At 54.6% G+C, this 20759-nt stretch carries 20 protein-coding genes; 12 read left to right on the top strand and 8 right to left on the bottom strand.

Annotation, left to right across the window (positions count from 1 at the left end):
- Positions 1 to 64 precede the first annotated feature (64 nt).
- Positions 65 to 3667, top strand: a complete 3603-nt coding sequence (locus tag KJZ99_04935; protein MCL4305237.1) for a hypothetical protein — start codon at positions 65 to 67, stop codon at positions 3665 to 3667.
- A gap of 79 nt (positions 3668 to 3746) precedes the next feature.
- Here the strand turns inward: KJZ99_04935 and phoU are convergent, their stop codons facing one another.
- The 6 genes from phoU to KJZ99_04905 all read right to left on the bottom strand — a co-directional run bounded on the left by phoU (position 3747) and on the right by KJZ99_04905 (position 8939).
- On the bottom strand, positions 3747 to 4409 hold the full coding sequence (gene phoU / locus KJZ99_04930; protein MCL4305236.1) for a phosphate signaling complex protein PhoU: 663 nt from the start codon (positions 4407 to 4409) through the stop codon (positions 3747 to 3749).
- 78 nt (positions 4410 to 4487) lie between these two features.
- Positions 4488 to 5252, bottom strand: a complete 765-nt coding sequence (locus tag KJZ99_04925) for a phosphate ABC transporter ATP-binding protein (GenBank protein ID MCL4305235.1) — start codon at positions 5250 to 5252, stop codon at positions 4488 to 4490.
- Between the two features lie 2 nt (positions 5253 to 5254).
- Positions 5255 to 6109, bottom strand: a complete 855-nt coding sequence (gene pstA / locus KJZ99_04920; GenBank protein MCL4305234.1) for a phosphate ABC transporter permease PstA — start codon at positions 6107 to 6109, stop codon at positions 5255 to 5257.
- 11 nt (positions 6110 to 6120) lie between these two features.
- Positions 6121 to 6996 carry a phosphate ABC transporter permease subunit PstC gene (gene pstC, locus KJZ99_04915; protein MCL4305233.1) on the bottom strand — a complete coding sequence of 292 codons (876 nt, stop codon included), beginning with the start codon at positions 6994 to 6996 and terminating at the stop codon, positions 6121 to 6123.
- A gap of 14 nt (positions 6997 to 7010) precedes the next feature.
- Positions 7011 to 7877 (bottom strand): phosphate ABC transporter substrate-binding protein, encoded by an 867-nt coding sequence (locus KJZ99_04910; protein ID MCL4305232.1) that lies wholly within the window; start codon positions 7875 to 7877, stop codon positions 7011 to 7013.
- A gap of 66 nt (positions 7878 to 7943) precedes the next feature.
- Positions 7944 to 8939 carry a putative porin gene (locus tag KJZ99_04905; GenBank protein ID MCL4305231.1) on the bottom strand — a complete coding sequence of 332 codons (996 nt, stop codon included), beginning with the start codon at positions 8937 to 8939 and terminating at the stop codon, positions 7944 to 7946.
- A 557-nt stretch (positions 8940 to 9496) separates the two neighbouring features.
- On the opposite strand from KJZ99_04905, the gene KJZ99_04900 reads away from it, so the two are divergent.
- The 3 genes from KJZ99_04900 to moeB are packed head-to-tail and all read left to right on the top strand — an operon-like array spanning position 9497 to position 12329.
- Positions 9497 to 10441, top strand: coding sequence for a pyridoxal-phosphate dependent enzyme (locus KJZ99_04900; protein ID MCL4305230.1), 945 nt, complete (start codon positions 9497 to 9499; stop codon positions 10439 to 10441).
- Entirely contained in the window at positions 10438 to 10887 is a 450-nt protein-coding gene (locus KJZ99_04895) for a M67 family metallopeptidase (protein MCL4305229.1), read from the top strand. The genes KJZ99_04900 and KJZ99_04895 overlap by 4 nt, the downstream gene beginning before the upstream one ends.
- Positions 10887 to 12329 carry a molybdopterin-synthase adenylyltransferase MoeB gene (moeB, locus tag KJZ99_04890; protein ID MCL4305228.1) on the top strand — a complete coding sequence of 481 codons (1443 nt, stop codon included), beginning with the start codon at positions 10887 to 10889 and terminating at the stop codon, positions 12327 to 12329. The genes KJZ99_04895 and moeB overlap by 1 nt, the downstream gene beginning before the upstream one ends.
- A gap of 88 nt (positions 12330 to 12417) precedes the next feature.
- Here moeB and KJZ99_04885 read toward each other — a convergent pair whose 3' ends face one another.
- On the bottom strand, positions 12418 to 14952 hold the full coding sequence (locus KJZ99_04885; GenBank protein MCL4305227.1) for a S8 family serine peptidase: 2535 nt from the start codon (positions 14950 to 14952) through the stop codon (positions 12418 to 12420).
- Between the two features lie 292 nt (positions 14953 to 15244).
- Between KJZ99_04885 and KJZ99_04880 the strand changes: the two genes are divergently transcribed.
- A complete protein-coding gene (locus tag KJZ99_04880; protein ID MCL4305226.1) occupies positions 15245 to 16195 on the top strand; it encodes a hypothetical protein in 951 nt (316 codons plus the stop codon).
- Between the two features lie 105 nt (positions 16196 to 16300).
- Here the strand turns inward: KJZ99_04880 and KJZ99_04875 are convergent, their stop codons facing one another.
- Entirely contained in the window at positions 16301 to 16648 is a 348-nt protein-coding gene (locus tag KJZ99_04875; GenBank protein ID MCL4305225.1) for a hypothetical protein, read from the bottom strand.
- Between the two features lie 143 nt (positions 16649 to 16791).
- Between KJZ99_04875 and KJZ99_04870 the strand changes: the two genes are divergently transcribed.
- The 7 genes from KJZ99_04870 (at position 16792) to KJZ99_04840 (ending at position 20689) form a co-directional block, all read left to right on the top strand.
- Positions 16792 to 17109: a cupin domain-containing protein gene (locus KJZ99_04870; GenBank protein MCL4305224.1), complete on the top strand. Its 318-nt coding sequence runs from the start codon at positions 16792 to 16794 to the stop codon at positions 17107 to 17109.
- Positions 17110 to 17316: 207 nt separating this feature from the next.
- Positions 17317 to 17727: a DUF1499 domain-containing protein gene (locus KJZ99_04865; GenBank protein ID MCL4305223.1), complete on the top strand. Its 411-nt coding sequence runs from the start codon at positions 17317 to 17319 to the stop codon at positions 17725 to 17727.
- A gap of 3 nt (positions 17728 to 17730) precedes the next feature.
- Positions 17731 to 18147: a DUF2141 domain-containing protein gene (locus KJZ99_04860; protein MCL4305222.1), complete on the top strand. Its 417-nt coding sequence runs from the start codon at positions 17731 to 17733 to the stop codon at positions 18145 to 18147.
- 2 nt (positions 18148 to 18149) lie between these two features.
- A complete protein-coding gene (locus KJZ99_04855; GenBank protein ID MCL4305221.1) occupies positions 18150 to 18770 on the top strand; it encodes a methyltransferase domain-containing protein in 621 nt (206 codons plus the stop codon).
- Positions 18767 to 19450: an ABC transporter ATP-binding protein gene (locus tag KJZ99_04850; GenBank protein ID MCL4305220.1), complete on the top strand. Its 684-nt coding sequence runs from the start codon at positions 18767 to 18769 to the stop codon at positions 19448 to 19450. Before KJZ99_04855 ends, KJZ99_04850 begins: the two co-directional genes overlap by 4 nt.
- Before the next feature lie 113 nt (positions 19451 to 19563).
- Positions 19564 to 20187: a hypothetical protein gene (locus KJZ99_04845; protein MCL4305219.1), complete on the top strand. Its 624-nt coding sequence runs from the start codon at positions 19564 to 19566 to the stop codon at positions 20185 to 20187.
- Positions 20188 to 20230: 43 nt separating this feature from the next.
- A complete protein-coding gene (locus KJZ99_04840) occupies positions 20231 to 20689 on the top strand; it encodes a hypothetical protein (GenBank protein ID MCL4305218.1) in 459 nt (152 codons plus the stop codon).
- Positions 20690 to 20759 lie beyond the last annotated feature (70 nt).

Here is a 20759-nt window from a genome sequence, read left to right as displayed (position 1 = left end):
GTCCATCAGACCCTTTTTGTTGTTCCGTCCCGGGTCAAAAACCCAAACCGCCTGAGGTGATTGTATGAAGAAGTGGCTATCCTTGATTGTGATGTCCAGCGTGCTGCTGGGTGCGGCGTATTTCGCGACCGCTACCGAGTCGGCAAGAAAAATGTCCCGCATTGAGGCTGCGCGCACTGCGCTTGCTGAGATTGATGCGATGCTCATCCAAGACGTGAGCAACGATGAACTGCTCGCCAAGCGCGCCGCAGTGGTTGCCGAGCTGGCCGAGCTTGGCGAAGCCGCGCCGGCTTTCAGCAATGGCGCAGACGAAGGCAAGTTCCGGGCCTTGGCTGAAGAGCAGGAGCGTGCTTCGACCGACCCCGCGTATTATGAGCGGCTGCTCGAGCGGCACAACGACGGCAGTCTCCTGTCTGACCGTGAGCGGCTCGAATTGCTGCAAAGCGGGTTGTTGAAAGGCAAAGACGATCCTGCTTACATCGCATTGGTCAGCCAGAGCAGCGGTCCGGAAGCGCGCCATGCGTCGCTCTATGCAAGGATGCAGACCGGAGAGCAACTTACTCCTTCGGAAAAGGAAGAACTGGTGGCCAGCGAGTTTCTGGCTGAGATCGAAGGATCGCGCGACGGTCGTACGCCGCTGGACGCCCAGGGCGGACCGAACGTCTACGGCTACCGCTGGGTGGACAATCTCGGCGGTGACACCGCGACCTACGCATGGGAAGAGCCGAACGCTCCGATCGAGTTGACGGCAATTTCCAGCTCGGACGATGCGTCCGCAAGTGTGCCGTTTGGATTTACCTTCAACTTCTTCGGAACCAATTACACATCCGGTTGGGCCTCCACCAACGGTGTGTTTGGCCTTTCTGCCTCCAACACTTCGTGGTCCAACGGCTGCCCCGCATCGGGAATCACGGTCGCTGCGATTATGCCGTACTTCGACGACGGAAATACCAGCACCGGCGCCAGCTCAGATGGCGGCCGCGTAGTCTATCAGCAATACGCCGACCACGTAACGATTACGTGGGACTCGGTCGGCACGTGCTGCACTAACGGCACCGATTTGCTCGACTATCAGCTTCAACTCTGGAACGACGGCAGGATCAAGCTGCAGTATCGTCAAATCCAGAAGATCTCCGGCACGAGCGCGAACGGAATTTCGCCGACAATCGGTATTCAGAATACTTCTGCCGCCGGACTTGACCAACTGAACTACTATTGCAGCACGGCAGCCGATTCCGCTTACACGAACAACCTGGACGGCCGCGCGGTGTGGTTCTATCAGTTGTTCAACAACAACGATTTCCGGACCGTGAGCGTGGTGTCACCGAGTCCGCTGCGGGTCAGTCCGAGCCAAGTGATGAACATCGTGGGTCAGTTCCGCAACATTGGAAACAATGCGCAATCCGCTCCGGTCAAGTATCGTTTTAACGGCGGTCCGGTGGTTTCGGAGAATACGGCCGTGCTCGCCTTGAATCAGAGTGAAGATCACGACTTTGCCGGAACCGAAACTGCTCCGGCATCTGTCGGCGACTATGAACTTTTGATGTACACGGATTTGGCAACGGATCAGGACCGGACCAACGACACTCTTCGCGTGACCGTGCAGGTGCGCGACTGTTACGATGAAGCGCAGGCCGATGCCTTTGTGGATGCCGGCACGACGTGCGGCGCAATCAACGACTGGGCCAACACCTGCTTGGGCACCGCCGATGCCAGCGAGGATTATATCTATCGCTGGACGACGTCGACGAACGGTGCGTGGAATATTCAGTTGATTGCCTCGACCACAACGACTCGCGGTCTCGTGGTTTCGACGTCCTGTCCGCCGGACAGCTTTAACTGTATTCGGTTTGCAAACATCTCTCAGGACACCGTGACGTTGTCGTGTGTGCCGTTGGCAGCCGGAACCTATTACATCATGGTGGACCGTTCGACGGGTTGCGATGCCTATACGCTGACCACTTCGCCGTGCACCGCCATCGGCCGTTGCTGTTATGACGGCGGGAATAGCTGTGCGAACAACGGTGCCTACGACTGCTCTGTCCTCGGCGGCGTTTGGGACGGCACGACGACCTGCGAAGCCAGCCCCTGCCCGCTGTTCATTGACGGCGGCAATACCTGCGCGGAAGCACCACTGCTGCCGGTGCCGGCAACTGTCCGCGGCACGTTGGTGGGAGGCACGGACAACGATCCGAACTTTGACTGTGAGTCCAATTTTAACGGCGATGATTATCTGGGATCGAACACCGCTCCCGACAAATGGTACAAGGTAGTCGGAACCGGGAACATTATTGTTGTGTCGCTTTGTAATTCCTACACGACGTTCGATTCGCAACTCCTTGTTACATGTAGTAGCGATTGTCAGAACTTCACCTGTGTGGGCGGTAATGACGATGCGTTTACCGCAGGATGCACTGTCAGTTCAACAAGGTCGGTAGAGTGGTTCTGCTCAGAACTTGGCCGAGAATACTACGTCATGGTGGACGGCTACGGCTCCGGTACGGGCGGCCCGTACGAACTTGCCATCCGCGATAGTGTCCCTTGCGTAAACTATGTTGATTGCGCACCGGAGGGCCGCTGCTGCTATCTGCTTAACGGAGTAGCTGCTTGTACGGACAACATGGCTGCCGAATGTTCCGCACTCGGTGGTCAGTGGAATGATGCTGCCTCCTGCGCAACCAGCCCCTGCCCGGTGGGTCGTTGCTGCTATCTCGACAACGGTATCGGGGCGTGTGCGACCAATACCCAGTTAGAGTGTAATGCTCTTTCCGGTCAATGGACATCCACGACAACTTGCGAGGCCGCTCCCTGCCCGGTGGGCCGCTGCTGCTATGACAACGGTGATGCGTGCGCGAACCTGATGCAGATTGAGTGCACGGCACTTGGTGGACTGTGGGACGCAGGCTTGACCTGTGAGGCCAATCCCTGCCCGCAGATTTTGCAAGGAAGCGATGCCTGTGCCGGCGCTGTCTTAGTCCCGGCGCTTGGTCAGACGTATGTCGGTACGAATGTCGGCTATACGGCCGAAACCGGATTGCCCGCGTGTGCGACGTGGTACGGTGCGACGGTCGGCGGTGTCTGGTACAACATCATCGGCACGGGCAATACGATGACGGTAGCACTGTGTGACGCGCTGACCATCTATGACTCTGAAATCGGCGTGTTCTGCGGCGAGACCTGCGAAAGCTTGCTGTGTGTCGCGAACGATGACGACTTCTGCACCACGCCGGCTCTGGCTTCGCAGTTGTCGTTCTGTTCGGTCGCGAATGCTGAGTACAAGCTGTTGATTACGGCATTTGGCAGCGGTACGGGAACGTTCGCGTTCACGGTGTCTGATGACGGTACTCCGTGCCAGCCGACAGTGGCCTGTCCTGTGACTGTGGTCCCGTGCCTGCCGGTGACCGACCTCCGCGCGTATGTGGTGTCGGCCGGAAATGCCCCGAACTTCATTCAACTGCATTTCACGGCCCCGCAGGATGCAAACTACAAGATCTGGTACTCGACCAACCCGAATAACGATGGAAATCCGGACGACGGTCTTGATCCGCAGTTCATCCTCGACGACACGGTGCCTGCTCTGAACGGTGCTTCGGTTGTCTACGATGGCGCTGCAGGCTTCGACGGCTATCGCTACTACGTCGTGACTGCAGATTGCAGTGGCAATTAATAGCCAAGACCGATACATTCACTGAACAAAGCGGCGGCCCTATGGGGCCGCCGCTTTTGCATTTCAAAGAATTCGAGGACTATGCTCCGGCCTCGCGATGCCGAATGACTTCGCCCTCGACCAAGTAGATGACGTCTTCGGCGATGTTCGTGGCCAAGTCACCCATGCGCTCGAAATAGCGCACGGTCGAAAAGACCTGCATCCATTGCGGGGCGTGGTCGGGATGATTGCGGATTTCCTGGACGATGATGTCGTACAGTTTGCGCTGCAGGTCGTCCACCTCGTCATCCGACGCACAGACGTGCCGCGCACGAGCAGGATCCTGCTCGACCAACGCATCCAACGCTGCCTTCACCATGGTCGTAGACTTCTGCGCGATAACCAGCAGGTCATTGGGCAGGGCCACAGGTTCCTGTCTGGCCAAAGTTCGCGCACGCTTGGCGATGTTGACCGAGAAGTCGGAGATGCGCTCCAAATCGTTGTTGACTTTCAGGACCGTAATGACGTAGCGTAGGTCAATCGCAACCGGCTGATGCAGCGCGAGGATTTTCAGACACTCGTCCTCGATGTCCACTTCGTCCTGATTAATCTGGTCGTCGCGTTCGATGACGCGCTGGGCAAGCTGCGGATCAAAATTCCGCAGGGCTGTCACCGCGAGCTGCGCGTTCTCTTCCACGGCGGCGCCAAAAGACAGAATCTTGCGCTTCAGCCGGTCAAGGTCGCGTCTCAGGTGTACAGGCATGATTGAGGTCCTTCCGTCAGGTGAGAGAAAGAGGGCGTTCCCGCGCCCCGTATACGTCGTGCGCCAAGTAGGTCCGGTTTATCCGAAACGTCCGGTAATGTAGTCTTCTGTCTGCTTTTCACTCGGGTTCGTGAAGATTTGTTTTGTCGGGCCGACTTCGATCAAGCGGCCTTCGTAGAAAAAGGCGGTGTCATCCGAGACGCGCGCGGCCTGTTGCATGTTATGAGTCACTATGACAATTGTGTAATCGCCGCGCAGCTCTCCAATCAAGTCTTCGATTCGCGCCGTCGAGCGCGGGTCCAGTGCCGAAGCCGGCTCGTCCATGAGCAGGACTTCCGGATTCACCGCAAGTGCTCGTGCAATACAAAGGCGCTGTTGCTGGCCGCCCGAGAGTCCCATCGCATTATCCGCAAGGCGGTCCTTGACCTCTTCCCAAAGCCCCGACCGCCGCAGGCTCGCTTCCACAAGGTCATCAAGAGTCCTGCGATTCTTCTCGCCGTGAATGCGCGGGCCGTAGGCGACGTTTTCGTAAATGGACTTGGGGAAGGGATTCGACTTCTGAAAGACCATCCCGACTCTCCGCCGCAGGTCAATCACGTTGGAGGATGCCGTATAGATATCCAGCCCGTCCACCAGAATCTTGCCTTCCAGCCGCGTCCCGTCAATGATATCATTCATCCGGTTCAGCGTGCGCAGGAACGTTGACTTGCCGCAGCCGGAGGGGCCGATTAGTGCGGTGACTTTGCTCCGTTTGAGCTCAATCGAGATATCAAACAGCGCCTGCGTAGAACCGTAATAAAAATTCAGCTCTTTAGCAACAATATGGAATTCTTGTGAGGACATTTTTACCAGCGATACTTGCGACGAAAGTAGGATCGGATGACGATTGCAGCCATATTGAAGCCGAGCACGACCGCAATCAGCACAAGCGCCGTGCCGTACTGCATGGGCCGGGCTTTCTCAATATCAGGAAGCTGTGTAGCCAGAATATAGAGGTGATAGGGCAGGGCCATGCACTGATCAAACACAGACTGCGGAAGAGTGGGGAGGAAGAAGGCCGCGACAGTCAAAAGAATCGGTGCGGTTTCCCCCGCGGCGCGGCCGACACCGAGTATCGACCCCGTCATCATGCCCGGCACCGCATAGGGTAAAACGTTGCGGCGGATGGTCTCCCACTTAGTCGCACCCAGCGCGAGACTCGCTTCACGAAACGACTGCGGCACGGAGCGCAGCGCTTCTTCACTCGCGACAATAATCGTCGGGAGGATCATGCAGGCCAATGTCATGCTGCCCGCAAGAATCGATGCGCCAAACCCGAGAAAGATCACAAACAAGCCTAATCCAAACAATCCAATAACAACCGAAGGAATACCCGCTAACGTCACGATAGACAGTCGGATCATGCGCGACAATCGTCCTTGCTTGGCATACTCACTGAGGTATATCGCTCCAGCCATGCCAAGCGGCAGCGCAAAGGCTATCGTCCCGATCACCAGATACAATGTTCCGACAATCACCGGCCAGATGCCGCCCTCTTCGCCGCTCTTGCGTGGTGCTTCGGTCAGGAACTCCCACGAGATAGTCCCGATACCACCGACGACCACATCCGCAATGATATACACGACGACCAGCAGGATCGCATACGTAATACCCAGCATCGAATGAAAGACGATGCGTTCGGTCAGATTGCGCGGTTTCATGCTCATGGTGATCAGCCGATCCGGTATTTCTTAAGCACGCGCTGAGCGATCATATTCAGCGAAAACGTCATCAGCAACAGCACGACACCGATTACGAACAGCGCGTGATAGTGGTCGCTCCCGAACGGCACCTCGCCCATTTCTGCCGCCACCGTCGCCGTCATGGTGCGCACGGACTGTGTCGGGCTGAGTGTGAGAATCGCAGCATTGCCGGTAACCATCATAACCGCCATCGTCTCGCCAACGACCCGTCCGATTCCCAGCATGACTGCCGCGACGATTCCCGAAAGCGCGGCGGGCACGGTCACCTTCCAGATAGTCTGAAGTTTGGATGCGCCGAGTGAATAGGAGGCTTCCTTGTAAGACTGCGGGACGTTGCGTATCGCATCTTCTGAGATGGTAATTATCGTGGGAATCGCCATCAGGGCCAAGAGCAGTGCGCCGGTTAATGCATTCAGGCCGGAGTCCAAACCTAAGACATCTTTGACCAGCGGTGCCACGACGACCAGCCCGAAGAATCCGAGAACGACGGACGGAATACCCGCGAGCATCTCAATCACAGGTTTCCAGATTTCACGTTCCACGGAGGAAGCCATCTCGGCGATATAGATTGCGGCAATAACTCCAAACGGAACTGCAAACAACGTCGCCAGGAATGTGACGAGCAGCGATCCTGTGATGAGTGGAAGAATCCCGAATTGTTCATCTTCAAAGGACACGGGCTGCCAGACCGGATTGAAGAGTTCGTCAATCCCGAATTTGCTGATGAACGGCAGACTCTCGCGTCCGAGAAATAGGAACACGAGCACGACAATCAGAATAGATGTCGCCGCACAAATCTGGAAGAAGTAGCGGATGGCCCGCGCTTTCCAATACTGCCGTGGCAGTCCGGGCAAGGTTGCTATCCTTTCAGTGGAACGTAGCCGACTTCACGCACAATCGCCTGTCCACTCGGACCGTTACAGAATTCGATGAACTCCTGCAACACTCCGCTTGGTTCGCCATTGGTATATAGAAACAGCGGTCGGGCAATCGGATACGCCTTATTACGGACGGTCTCTTCAGTCGGAAAGATTGCCGGAGACTCGGCGTCTTTACGCACATGCAGCATCTTTACCTTGCTGTCATGGCCATACGCTTCTCCGCCGTAACCTATTGCACCGGTATTCGTCGAAATCTCCTGCACCAGCGCAGCCGTCGAAGTCATCAGACGGGCCGAGTTGGCAAAGTCCCCCTTGCCTAGCACGTGCTCTTTGAAATAGACGTACGTGCCTGAATTGCTTTCGCGTGAATGAACAACAATGCTCCCCGGCTTTCCGCCAACTTGAGCCCAGTCGGTAATCTGACCTTGGAAGATCTGCTTGATTTGCTCTATTGACAGGCTATCAGCAGGATTACTTGGGTGAACAAACACCGCTAAACCGTCCATCCCGATGACAAACTCGCGTGGTTCAAGACCCTTCTGTTTAGCAAGGTCAATTTCTTTGCTCAACATTTCGCGCGAAGATGCACAGATATCTGTCGTGCCGTTCAACAGCGCCGCGATTCCGGTTCCTGATCCTCCGCCCGTTACCGCAACCTGCTTGCCCGGATGTGTTTTCATGTAACCCTCTGCCATCGCGGACATCAGGTTAACCATCGTGTCAGAACCCTTGATATCTATCGAGGTCTTTGAGGCGGCATCCTGTGACTTCTTGCCACATCCGACTACGGCGAAAAGCAGGATTAAGCCTGTCGTTACTATGAAACTGCGTCTAAAGGTAAACATGTTCTGCTCCATTGTTTGGTGAATTGTTAGAGTAGCGATTGATTGTTAGAGTTCTGTGAGCATAACTCAGAACTTCACTACTCCGTCGACCATCCACCTCTGATACCAAGCCCCATCGCCTGAAGCGGACAGCGTGTTAAAGCAGGCAGTTGCTCCGGCTGTGAAACCTTTCAGAATTTCCCAATCGGCCATAATGCGGTGTCCGCGTTGATCGGTTCTTCCGCCAGCCGCATCGCTGTCGGTGAACGCACCAAAAACCGCATCCGGCTCGAGCAGGCGATAGTCATATGTTAGGGATGAAGAGCGCTTCCAGACCTTGCCTTTCAGCTTAAGCATGGCCATCCAGCCCAGATTATCCGTGGATGTTGCCGTGTTCAGCACCGGATTGGCGGTTACAGTCAGCTTAGACTTTCCTACGGGCATCGTTACTCCAAGCACAACGTCCAGAATCTCGAAATCTGTACGAAATGAATTGTTTGGGAGGATAGTGTTCCCATATCCCCCCAAGTCCGCCAAGATATCACGATTGACATACGAGTAAAGGCCCGCCGCTGCAAGCCATGTCCCTTGCGATCCGTGTTTGCCTTCTGCTGAGACCTGTCCTACCCAGATACCACTGCCGTGTTCCGCTTTGTACGGTTCCAACCATAGAGCACCGCCGGTTACGCTGAGTTTCACGTTTTCGCCACTTATCCACTTGGCGGCTCCACCCTCAAAATTTACGTCCGGATCCCAGTGCAAATCGGTGTAAACAAATGGGCTTCCGAACTTGCCTGCAGTGACCCACCACGAGTCAGAGGGTGTCAACTCAAAGTATGCCCGATCCAAATTCATTGATTTTGCTGAGAAACCGTCCTCGAGGTCCTGATTTGTTGAACGAGGGTCGCCTGTGCCGCTCGCGAACCGTGCACCTACTCTAACTTTTTCATTTACTATGGTTTCGATACCGAGGCGGTAACGAATACGGTTTCGGAACCTTGCCGAACCCCCTTCGAAGTCGATTCCCTCGTGGCGATAGCGAAAATCTCCGGAAAGCTTTGTTTTTGTAAGCCATGCGGGCAATTCATCCTCGGCTGTGGCCAGCAGAGGCACAAGAAAAACAAGAGTTAAGAGGGTAAGTCGCAACATTCTATGAGGAGGCGTTGTGGCAGGGGTCAGAGAGAGTTGATGACCACAAATTATCACAATTTACTCACTTTCTCAAACTCTGGAATTGCTTGTTTTCAGGAAGTTTCTGTCTCTGGATGAGAAGTATCTCATGCATTACTCATATAATGAGTTAAACTTCTGTTAGAATTGTGTGAGGCTGGAATGCAAATTTGAGAATCTCGCGGTGCAGCCTTGACTTCGCCCCCTCTGCGGTGTTATCTTGTATTTATGCGTACCCAAAAACTGGCCACCTGTCTGTGTTGTTGTCACAGCCCCTCTATGTGCGAAGGTGGTGTAGTTTCTTATGCCCGTGACTGACCCGCGGAAATTCGAATCTGAATCGCAAAACCCCTTCGCAGATGCGCAGGGGTTTTTTGTTGTGACAGGAATCCTGTATCGGCCTCAAGTCAACAAACACTAAACAAGCAATCTGCCTAAACGACAAAACGATGAGCATCCCCGCGACAAGTATGACTTTCGCGCCGCACGCGGCGCGACAAAAGCACGGTGTCCCGCCGCTTGTGCACTTGATTGGAAACACTCCACTGATAGAATTGACAACGCTGACCGAGAGGCTTTCTCCAGCTGTGCGAGTTTTTGCGAAGGCGGAGTGGAAGAACCCGGGAGGATCAGTCAAAGACCGCGCCGCTTGGGCGATGCTGTCTGCGGCAATGCGCGACGGTCGAATCAGCGAACGAACCCGCATTCTGGAAGCGACCAGTGGCAACACGGGAATCGCGCTGGCAATGCTCGGAGCAGCGCTGGGCATCGGGGTGACGTTATGCCTGCCGGATAACGCAAGTCGCGAGCGAAAGCAAATGCTGCTCGCGTATGGAGCCGAGTTGATCTTCACGGATCCGCTGCTATCAACGGACGGCGCGCAGGTCGTCGCGCGTGAACTCTCGCAACGCTACCCCGAACAGTATTGTTACCTGAATCAATACGCGAACCCGGCCAATGTCAATGCACACCTCACTTCGACCGGCCCCGAAATCTGGCGGCAGACCGATGGGAGTATCACGCACTTTGTGTCTGGACTGGGGACCACCGGTACGTTCACCGGAGTCAGCCGCTACCTGAAGGCACGCAACCCTCGTGTAACGATCGCAAGCTTCCAACCTGACTCTCCATTACATGGACTGGAGGGACTGAAGCACCTCCCCTCCGTGCATATCCCCGAAATCTACGATGGCTCGCTTGCCGATATCGAACTCGAAGTCACGACCGAAGATGCGTATACGTGCTGCAGGCGATTGGCCGCCGAAGAAGGGCTGCTGGTCGGCACTTCGAGCGGAGCGGCATGTGCCGCAGCCTTGCAACTTGCAGCTACACTGGACTCAGGCATTGTCGTAACAATCTTCCCGGACGGTGCTGAGAAATACCTGTCCACACCTCTTTGGGAGGGCAAGGCATGAGCAGCCGCAGGATTCTCCATCTTCACGACCGGCAATGGAGGGCTATCGAAGAGCATGCGGCCCGCACCTATCCCGAGGAGTGCTGCGGCTTTCTGTTCGGACATGAAGTCGGAAGTGAGCGCACGATTCACGAAGTGCACCCAATCGACAACCGCCGCGCAGACAACAAGGAACGCAGGTTCTTGATTACGCCGGAGGACTTTCAGAATGCCGAGAGTCATGCACTGCAAGTCGATCTGAACCTGCTCGGTTTCTATCACAGTCATCCCGATCATCCGGCGATACCATCCGACTATGACCGAGAGCATGCGCTCCCCTATTACAGCTATGTCATTATTTCGGTGCGCAATACCTTGCCTGCGGAACTGCGCAGTTACCAGTTGTCCGACGACCGCGCGAGCTATCACGAAGAAAAGGTAATCATTCACAAGCGAGTAGCCGTCTGATGAACGTCACAATACAAATACCGACCGTCTTGCGCCGTTTCACCGGCGACCAATCCTCCGTAGAGCTGGATGCCGCCACAGTCAATGAAGCCTTGCTAAACCTGACCGCGGCATTCCCCGCGTTACAGAAACACCTGTATGACGGCGACGGCAAGCTGCGGAGTTTCGTCAACATCTATTTAGGGCAGCAGGATGTTCGCCACTTGCCGGACAAGCACGAGACAGCACTTGTCAAAGGAGCAGAATTGACAATAGTTCCGTCCATCGCGGGCGGCTCCCAGTCGAACGGGCATGGACTGACGACTCAAGAGTACCGCCGATATTCCCGCCATCTGCTCTTGCCCGAAGTGGGAGTGGACGGTCAGTTGAAGCTGAAACGTTCCTCCGTGCTGGTTGTGGGTGCCGGCGGCTTGGGTTCGCCCTTACTGGCCTATCTTGCCGCTGCAGGTGTCGGGAGAATTGGAATTGTCGATGCGGACGTCGTGGACGAAACAAACCTGCAGCGGCAAATCATCCACGGACGTCGTACCGTCGGCGTGTCCAAACTTGAAAGCGCGCGGGCGTTCATCAGCAATTTGAATCCGTATGTGAATGTCGAAACGCACGACGTATTCTTCACGTCGGAAAACGCAATGGACATAGCCGCTTCCTACGACTTGCTTCTCGACGGCACGGACAACTTTCCGACGCGTTATCTGGTCAATGACGTGAGCTACTTGCTCAAGAAACGAAATGTCTATGCGAGTATCTACCGGTTCGAAGGGCAGATCTCCGTCTTCTGCGATGCCGATGGTCCCTGCTACCGGTGCCTCTACCCCGAACCGCCGCCCGTAGGGCTCGTCCCTTCCTGCGCGGAAGGCGGAGTTTTGGGCGTGCTCCCGGGAATAGTGGGTTCCATTCAAGCAAATGAGGCGCTGAAACTGCTGCTCGGAATCGGCACTACGCTCGTAGGATCACTGCTGCGTTTCGATGCTCTTGACCTGTCGTTTCGAAAGTTCGAACTCAAGCGCGATCCGGATTGCCCGTTGTGCGGCAAGCACCAGACGATTACGAAACCTGTTGACTATGTGCAGTTCTGCGGACTGCGCAATGAGGAACAGGCGCTGACGCAAGTGCGCGAAATGACGGTGCATGAGCTGCAGGCGCGCCGTCAGACGGGAAACGGCTCGCGACCGCTGGTGCTCGATGTGCGCAATAATGAAGAGCTTGCGATTTCTCGACTGGATGAAGACTTGCATATTCCACTGGCGGAACTGGACTTCAGATTAGCGGAACTTTATCCGTTTAAAGAGCGTGAAATTGTTATATCCTGTCACACCGGTGTGCGCAGCGCCCGCGCGTGGCATCAGTTGCGCGCGGCGGGATTTGAACGGGTCTACAACCTTGAAGGTGGTATCCGCGCGTGGGCAGAACAAATTGACCCTTCACTCCCAAGATACTAAAGCACCTCTTTCACTACACTCCTCGTGAAAAGGCAAGCCCCGATGCACACACATCGGGGCTTGACAATTATTGCGAGAAACAACCAGTTTACGGATGTGTCGCGACGACCTGATAGGTCACGAAATCTTCAGAGTCCAATATGCCGACGTGCGTGAAGGTTGTATCGCTTGTTTGCGCGATAATCGTATTGTTGATCGGATCCACTTCAGGATCTGTGCTCATATAGATAGTATAGACCACCCCGATTGTGGATGAAGGTGCCCAATGCAAAGTGACATCGCTCCCTTCGCTCAGAATCACAAGAGCATCCGGCGGTTCCGGAGTGCCAAGAACCAATGGCGCGCCGAACAACCGGATGTCATCGACATACCATCCCTCGCGATTCCCGCTGGCGTCGCTCGAAAACCTGAATCTGAACTGCACGGTCTCATCTGCATAGGCCGCGAGATCAAATACGGACTCAGTTCCGTTAATGGTTCCGGCAAAGCATGCAACTCCGGGTAGCGGACCGGTAAATGGACTCCCGCCACCGGAAGTCGTGCGATAGGTCTTGGGATAGTTGCCGGATGGAACAATCTGTGTGAATGCCCCACCATTGACCGAAATTTCGACAATTCCTCCGTCATATGCAGAGTCCGGATAGAAGCCGGAGAGTTCGCTGATCATGGAATGCCAAAAACGTAACTCACTCTCTGCGCTGATTAGCAGCGGCGGCGAAACCAAACCGGCGTCCTGCGCGTTCGCATAATTACCGGTTCCTGTGTCTCCGCATTTCCAAGCGGTGGTAGGAGAGTTTGCCTGTTCAGTCGACAAATGCCACTGGTCAATCGTTCCTGAGACTGCTTGATGTGTCCAACCGGCCGCGCCGGATTCGAAAGTCTCAAGGTAGTACTGCTCCTTCGGAGCGGCATCCAACGAGAATGCCAACTCTCTTGTGTATCCACTGTCGGCTGCCACGGTTACCGTAAACTCGATCTGCACTTCGAGCGGAGCGTTCACGGCAAGTTGTACGATGAAGAAATCCGCCCCGTTGTCGCCTGTTCCACCGTTCAGAATGTTGCCTAATGACGCTTGCCCGTCAAGAATGGTGACATGCGGACTGGCTGACGAAAGAGTCGCTGTAACATTCAGTGCATCTTCACCGATATTCAGAAGCGTGACCACTATCGCCACACTTTCTCCACGCTCCCAATTACCGTCGTTGTCTCCAGTCATCGCGTCACTTTGCGTGGCACCGGTCAACGTTATGAACGGCTCTTGAGGGTTTAATCCGACAAACTGACTGATGGCCTGACAGGCGTTGAACAGATTCAATCGGCCGCCTGTCACCGTGATTCCTTGCAAGGCAGCAATCGGATCTGTGCCGTCTAACAGCATTTGTTTTAGTGCCAGTGCGGCAGAGTCCGGATAAAGCATGTAGTAGTTCGCAAAACCCGCGCTGGCCGCCGCATGCATGAGCGCGACCGCGCCCGCGACGTGAGGCGTTGCCATCGACGTGCCGGTCAGATTGCCAGTGCTGCCGTTAGAAGTTGTGCTGAGAATGTTCGTGCCGGGTGCTCCAAGATCAATCGTCGTTGCCCCGTATGCAGCACCGGAATTCTTTGCATCCGTGCTTGTCGTATTTGTTACCGAGATAATGTACGGACTCGAGCAGCTCGTCGGGACGTCACCCTGCACATCCACATTGTAGTTGGCATTCGCCGTCGCCGCAGCCGAGAGAATCCCGACCTCCCCCATGGCATTGTACAGATCGTTCCACACAGGATAGCTGCCGGACTGACAGTTCGCCAAGTCAACTCCAAAGCTCGAATTTGTCGAAACAACGTTTGCCCCCTGTGTGCCGCCTGAGTTCAGCCACAACGTCTTCTGATTCAGCACGTAGCCGTAGCCTATCGAAATGATTGACGTCGTACTGCTGGCGGCTGCGACCTGCATGATTTTGACATTCCAGTTGACGCCGGTAACCATGGAACCGTTATTCCCTTTGGCTCCGACCGTCCCGGATACGTGTGTGCCGTGATTGTCTGTGGGAATAGTTCCATCGTTGGCAAAGGCATCCCAGCCATACTTGTCATCGACGTAGCCGTTGCCGTCGTCATCCACGCCGTTCACACCATTCACTTCTGCCAGATTCTGCCAGATGTTCGTGGCCAGGTCTGCATGTGTTGTCAGGCAGCCGCCATCTACGACAGCCACGACAATCTGGTTGCCCAGGATGTCCGTTCCGCCGGTTGTGATATCCCACGCTTCCGGCGCATCGATGTCCGCATCTGAAGCTTGACTCATATCCCACTGGCTCCCGAACTGCGGATCATTTGGGACGGCACGTTGCTCCAAAACGTGATCAGCTTGCGCCCACAAGACCTGAGGATAGCCGCGAAGCATTTCGACAGCAAGCTCGACCTCGAGCTTTTCGTCAAACTTCACCAAGTATATATCCAACTTCTGTACAAGCACGCGATCAATCTCAAACTCATTCGGATTGAACTGTTGTTTCGCATTTTCAAGGGAAGTCGGTTCAGTAAAACGGACCAACGCCTGCCCCGGCACGACGTTCGGCGCGGCCTGCGCAGTCATGGCAATCAGCAAACTTAAGAGACCCCAGTATAACCAACGTTGCATTTCCAAGTACTCCAGTCAAGAGGTTTTTTTCGACACCGTAACCTACAATTTACAAACGATCTCGCCGGAGGGCAAGCAGGCCAGCCATATTATTCTCATTCATTTGCGATATCCTCACGGGCTTCTCGAGCTTGTGCCTCCCCGTGCAAATCTTAGCCTACTTGAGTCTCAATCACAGGTTTCGTATCGTGTAGTTATGCCAAGCCGCACAAAATCTATAAGTTACGTCAAGAATTACCCGGGTCAGATACAGGTTCTTAGGCAACTCTGTGGTGAAGACGAGCCGGGGTACGTGTTTGGACTCTGGGTGTTGCTTGAGCAGCATGGAGTGAGGCTGTCTTGGGGGGATACGGAGGTTCTGAGCGGTCAGGCATTGCAGTTTGTTTATCATCGAGAGGCAGCTCGGGCTGCTGAAACTTCCGTCATCCAGCCTTTGCAGGCCTTGTCACGTGCGCTTGGAATCACATGGACGGAAGTGACCCCATCTTCCGCGATTAAGGCATTCGAGATTGCAGGTGACTGGCTGGAGACAGGAGCGATATGTCTCGCGCGCTTTCGTCATCCACTTTTGCTATTCGGTACCGTCAGAACCAAGTTTGAACCGACATACAGCATTCTGCGGCTCCAACACCGGCTGCCCGATCAAGAGCTGACTCGTGAAGACTGCGACCGCCATGAATGGAAGCTCGACCTCGATGAAAGCAACAGTCTGTTGCGTGTGAACTACGTGGAATCCACGACTCCGGACTGGTTGGAGCTACTGCCGCAAATCGTTCGCCGCGCAATCGCGAATTGGAGGCATGAGTCTATTCATGACGTCGAGGTAGGTCTTACGGCATACCACGCCTTCGCCGAAGACCTTCGCAATCGCGAGGTGGACTTCACCAAATCCGGTGCGCCGTCCTGGATGGGTCCGTTGCTGCACTATCAGTCTACCGGGCGATTTCATATGCAACAGTTTCTGGACCGCGTCGCGCCTCGATTTGGCGGAAAACCACGGCAAGTCCTGGCGAAGGCAAGTTCCAACTACGGTCAGTCAGCTATTGCTTGGCGCGACTTCCAAAAGCACCTTGGCCGCGTCTACGAAAGAGAAGAGTCTGGAAAAGCACTGAGGGGACCTGACGCGCATGTTCATCATTGGAGAGACATGGGCCGTCGAGAACAGGCTGCGAGGCAAGTGGAACAGGCTGCGGTTTGGGAAGGAAGAGCCATTGCTGAATTGGCAAAACTATTGGGTACGTAAGTTCCCGTCTTTGGAAACAGTTCCCTTCCGTTGATAGTGAAAGTCTGAACGAAGCAACAGGCAGCCGATTAGGCTACCCGTCTCAAGTGTGATTATGCTAATCAGCTATCTGTGGTCCTGCACACGATCGCTGACTGCAACCTGCGCACGCCCTTCAGCCACCTCGCAGGCCAAATCCGCGTCATCTTGCTTGGTCAGGCCGTCGATCAGGTAACGCGAATGAATTGACCGTCGCTGGGTTTCAAGGCTTACGTTCAACGCCCGCTGGACTGCTGGCGTCAACGATGCTGTTTGAGCATCGTAGATTCCCATGCCGCTCTCGGCCTCGCTGTGAGCTCGACTCTTGCTCTTCGTTTGAGCCTGTTGTGCCGTCTGGTGAAAGGTGGTTGTCAACATCGTCCCTGCCACAGCAATGAGTGTGAAAAGCAGTAATTGCCATCCTGAGCGGTTCATTTCAGCACCTCGGGGTTGTTTCCGTAGATTTTTCGCAACTTTGGTACCATTTGCCCCTTCGGGGTCAGAGCCGCTTGCTCCACAGTCAGCAAGTTGTTATCTTTAGGCAAAACACACCGTTTTCGGCATCAGAAGGCGCTACTATGACAGAGAAAGTGAGTCTTGCAAATTCCATTCAGGTCAACACAGAGGCTGTTGTCAGCCGGACTTTGGTCAAAAAAACCACAGGCACAATCACCCTATTCGCTTTTGACAAGGGTCAAGAACTTTCTGAGCACTCTGCACCTTTTGATGCAATGGTCCATGTTTTGGACGGAGAGGTCGAACTGTTGATCGGCGGCATGCCTGTTCGGGCCTCTGCGGGTGAATTCGTAGTAATGCCTGCAAACATCCCGCATGCGGTCAAAGCCCTAACACCGCTGAAAATGCTTCTGACCATGATTCGGGAGCCAAGCGCGTAGTGGGACAGTAAGAGAGGTTGTCAAATTGCTCTTATCTCTCCAAACAACGTTCGCAGGGGATGCTTCCGAAAATCATAGATTTGCCTTGGATTGCAATTTGAACCAAGTCAACTTATGAAGCTTACCAAGCAAGGACTGACCATCTCGCTCCTTTTTACCGTCCTTGTGATTGTCCTGTTCATCGGCGTGCGGCTGTCGATCAAGGCCATGAGTCCGATGCCGCCCAAACTCGGTGTCTTTTACGGCCGACTGCAGCCATGCCCGGATACTCCGAACTGTGTGTCATCCCAGGCAACTGATGACTTGCACAAGATTGAACCGATTGCCTTCATCGGTATGGACCGCAGAGTCGCCTATCAGATTCTCCTCGAGTGTATCAACGAGCTTCCCCGTGCTAATGTGCTCGTCAGTCGTGTTGACTATGTGCATGTGGAGTTTCGTTCGTTGGTCTGGGGATTTCGCGATGACACGGAATTCTGGCTCGATGACACTTCGGGGCGCATAGAGATTCGCTCTGCCTCCCGTTTGGGGAGAGGTGATCTTGGAGTCAACCGAAAACGCGTCGAGGACATTCGAACCCGCTTTCAAAACAAAGTAAACCATCTCTTGAAAGGATAAAGCATGCGAATAGGAATGCTGTGCTTGATTCTGGTGACGAGCCTGTACGCACAAGACGGAGCGACACTCACCGTCAACATTTCCGGACTGGAGTCGGATAAAGGGCAATTCGTGGTTTCCGTGTGGCCCGGTGCCGACGCTTGGAAAGATAAGAAACCTCTCGGCCGTTACAGTGTTCCGATCGTGAATGGCGGCGCAACGTGGACTGCGGAAAACCTGGCGCCGGGGCAGTATGCCGTGACGGTTTACCACGATAAGAACTCCAACATGAAGATGGATCGCCATTGGTACGGTCCGCCGCGAGAAAAGGGTGCAGCCTCCAACGGCGCAAAGGCACAGACCTTCGGTCCGCCGAAGTGGGAAGACATGATGTTCGAGATCGGGACGGAACCGAAAGCAATCGAAATCAAATTCGAGTAGTTATGGGGTTTTGGCGCGACTCCCTATGGCCCCGCCTCTGCCATCGGGCCATGCGTGCCAATCGGCACGAGCGCTATCGAGCAAAGTCGGTGGAACGTGCGCATGGAAGTGTTCTTGAAATCGGCTTCGGTTCGGGGTTGAATCTGCCGCACTACTCGAGCGACGTGAAATCCGTCGTTGGAATTGAACCCAATCCCGGGTTGCGCAGAATAGCCGTCAAGGCCATTCACGAGTCGGTACTTCCGGTCACACTTCTTGACATGAGGGCCGAATCGCTGTCGTTCGATGACCAAGAGTTCGACTGCGTTGTTTCGACTTGGACGTTGTGCAGTATTCGACAGATTGACCGCGCTCTTTCGGAAGTCGTGCGAGTCTTGAAACCCGGTGGAGAGTTTGTGTTCTTCGAACACGGACTCTCGCCCGATCCGGAATTACAGAAGTGGCAACGCCGGATCAGTCGTGTTACAAGATATCTCTTCGACGGCTGCACGATTGATCGGCAGATCGCTGGATACATCAAGAGTTCAGGACTCGAAATCGTTCATCTCGAAAACTTCTTTGCCCAAGGAATACCGCGCAGCGAAGGGTACATCTACGCCGGAGTGGCGAGAAAGTCCGCATGAGTTTGCTGTCCACACAACGTCTCTCTAAATCGTATTCTCTCGGTGCCGTCATCGTTCCGGTATTGCACGACGTGACTCTGTCAATCGAGCGCGGCGAACAAATTGCCGTGGTCGGACCCAGCGGAGTGGGGAAGAGCACGCTGCTCCATCTGCTCGGTGCGCTCGATCGTGCGACTTCCGGTGAAATTTCTCTGGACGGTCAGGCATTCTCTGAACTTTCAAGCGATGGCCTCGCCGGACTGCGAAGCCGCAAGGTCGGTTTCGTTTTTCAGGCTCATCATCTGTTGCCCGAGTTCACTGCGCTCGAAAATGTGCTGATGCCTGCACAACTCGCCGGTCAGTCGGCCGATAGTGCTTCGGCACGCGCCACAGAGCTTCTGACTCTCGTCGGACTTGGCCATCGCCTGCATCATCGGCCCGGCGAGCTGTCAGGCGGCGAATGCCAGCGTGTGGCTGTCGCACGCGCGCTCATCAACTCACCTGCGTTAGTCATTGCGGATGAGCCGACTGGCAATCTCGATGGCGAAGCGGCACATGCTGTTCAAGAGCTTCTGTTGTCCTTAACGCGTGATCTCAGTACAACGTTGATCGTTGCCACACACAATTTGGAACTCGCACGCTCAATGCAGAGAGTGTTAAGAGTGCAGGATGGCACGATTCATGAGGACTCAACCCTTTGATAAGGCTTGACTTTAGTGAGAAAATGCTATAAATTGTTAGCAGGTGGGAATAGCCCACGCCAATAGCTAACCCTAAACATTTGTTTATTATATACAAACACCCGGAGGTGAATATGAAGCGTGGATGGATTACCCTGCTTCTGGCCGGCGCCGTGATGGCATTCTTGGTTGGATGCTCGTCGCCGATGAAGGAAGCTCAGTCAATGATGGATGCCGGTCAGTACGAACAATTGATCGCCAAGTTTAAAGACAAGCCCGAACTTGCGGCCATTGTTCAACAGGCGACCGACAAGCTGCTGGAGAAGATGTTTAATGAAGGCAAGTACAATTCGATCATCGAAATGTACCCCGACCACCGCTTGGCACGCGAAGCCAAGAACAAGTTGGCCGAAGCACTTCTTGCCGAAGGCAAGTATGACGAAGTGATTGCACGCTATCCTGAGTCTCCTGCGGCTCTGCAGGCAAAATTGAAGCAGCAGGAAATGCTCAATGATTCGCTTGCCATGGCCGCTGATTCAATGGGTAAGAAGATCAGTGACACCAAGAAGCAGGTCGAAAAGGCGAAGGGCGAGACCGCTGGGATGGCCGAGACTGCCGCCGAAAGCGAATTCAAGCGCATCATGAATCTCAAGAATCCTGCCCTCAAGAAGAAAGCCTTGCAAGAGTTTGTGGCCAAGGCAGAGTACAAGAATACGGCCGCCGCGAAGAAGGCCGCTGAAGAACTCGCCAAGATGTAGGCTGATTGCCTTGTTTTAACACGTCAATAAGGAGACAACATATATGAATAAGAAACTTAGCCGCATCCTGCTTACGCTGGGTCTGTCCGTTGTTATCGCCGTTGCCGTCGGATGTTCGAATGACGACGATGAAGACAACAATAACCCGCCTACCCCGACCTACAGCGAGCGACTCGTGGGCTTCTGGCAGGCGACGGACGCCGGCCCGCAGCTTGGTTCAGACAGCGTCAAAGTGCGCTTCACCTCGTCCGGAACATTTACCTACCAAGAGTGGTTCACGCTGCTTGATGCCAACGTGCTTTGGGAAGGTGACTACTCCGCAAACTCAGCCGGCGATATTACCTTCATGGTAGACCACATCGACGGAGTTGCCGCCGACACCACCTTCACATGGGAGTCGCAACTCTACGCGTCAGATGATTCCTTGCATCTCTTCCATGACTTTGGAAGCGGGCCTGCGACGCAAGTGACCTACGTTAATGTCACTCCGCCCGTGAACTAATCTTTTGAAGTTCTTCGAGAAAAGGCGACTCTTCTGAGTCGCCTTTTTTTAGCCGCAATAATATGTTATC

It is taken from the genome of bacterium (genome assembly GCA_023382385.1).
GTDB lineage: Bacteria > Electryoneota > RPQS01 > RPQS01 > RPQS01 > JABWCQ01.
The sequence above is the reverse complement of the archived record's forward strand: the minus strand, read 5'-3'. Positions and strand labels throughout refer to the sequence as shown.

Bases quoted from the DNA above. Each gene is read 5' to 3' on its own strand.
- KJZ99_04910 (MCL4305232.1), bottom strand. From the start codon at position 7,877: ATGTTTACCTTTAGACGCAGTTTCATAGTAACGACAGGCTTAATCCTG.
- KJZ99_04840 (MCL4305218.1), top strand. From the start codon at position 20,231: ATGAATAAGAAACTTAGCCGCATCCTGCTTACGCTGGGTCTGTCCGTT.
- KJZ99_04845 (MCL4305219.1), top strand. From the start codon at position 19,564: ATGAAGCGTGGATGGATTACCCTGCTTCTGGCCGGCGCCGTGATGGCA.
- KJZ99_04925 (MCL4305235.1), bottom strand. From the start codon at position 5,252: ATGTCCTCACAAGAATTCCATATTGTTGCTAAAGAGCTGAATTTTTAT.
- KJZ99_04895 (MCL4305229.1), top strand. From the start codon at position 10,438: ATGAGCAGCCGCAGGATTCTCCATCTTCACGACCGGCAATGGAGGGCT.
- KJZ99_04850 (MCL4305220.1), top strand. From the start codon at position 18,767: ATGAGTTTGCTGTCCACACAACGTCTCTCTAAATCGTATTCTCTCGGT.
- pstA (MCL4305234.1), bottom strand. From the start codon at position 6,109: ATGAAACCGCGCAATCTGACCGAACGCATCGTCTTTCATTCGATGCTG.
- KJZ99_04865 (MCL4305223.1), top strand. From the start codon at position 17,317: ATGAGTCCGATGCCGCCCAAACTCGGTGTCTTTTACGGCCGACTGCAG.
- phoU (MCL4305236.1), bottom strand. From the start codon at position 4,409: ATGCCTGTACACCTGAGACGCGACCTTGACCGGCTGAAGCGCAAGATT.
- KJZ99_04875 (MCL4305225.1), bottom strand. From the start codon at position 16,648: ATGAACCGCTCAGGATGGCAATTACTGCTTTTCACACTCATTGCTGTG.
- moeB (MCL4305228.1), top strand. From the start codon at position 10,887: ATGAACGTCACAATACAAATACCGACCGTCTTGCGCCGTTTCACCGGC.
- KJZ99_04855 (MCL4305221.1), top strand. From the start codon at position 18,150: ATGGGGTTTTGGCGCGACTCCCTATGGCCCCGCCTCTGCCATCGGGCC.
- KJZ99_04870 (MCL4305224.1), top strand. From the start codon at position 16,792: ATGACAGAGAAAGTGAGTCTTGCAAATTCCATTCAGGTCAACACAGAG.
- KJZ99_04885 (MCL4305227.1), bottom strand. From the start codon at position 14,952: ATGCAACGTTGGTTATACTGGGGTCTCTTAAGTTTGCTGATTGCCATG.
- KJZ99_04935 (MCL4305237.1), top strand. From the start codon at position 65: ATGAAGAAGTGGCTATCCTTGATTGTGATGTCCAGCGTGCTGCTGGGT.
- KJZ99_04900 (MCL4305230.1), top strand. From the start codon at position 9,497: ATGACTTTCGCGCCGCACGCGGCGCGACAAAAGCACGGTGTCCCGCCG.
- KJZ99_04860 (MCL4305222.1), top strand. From the start codon at position 17,731: ATGCGAATAGGAATGCTGTGCTTGATTCTGGTGACGAGCCTGTACGCA.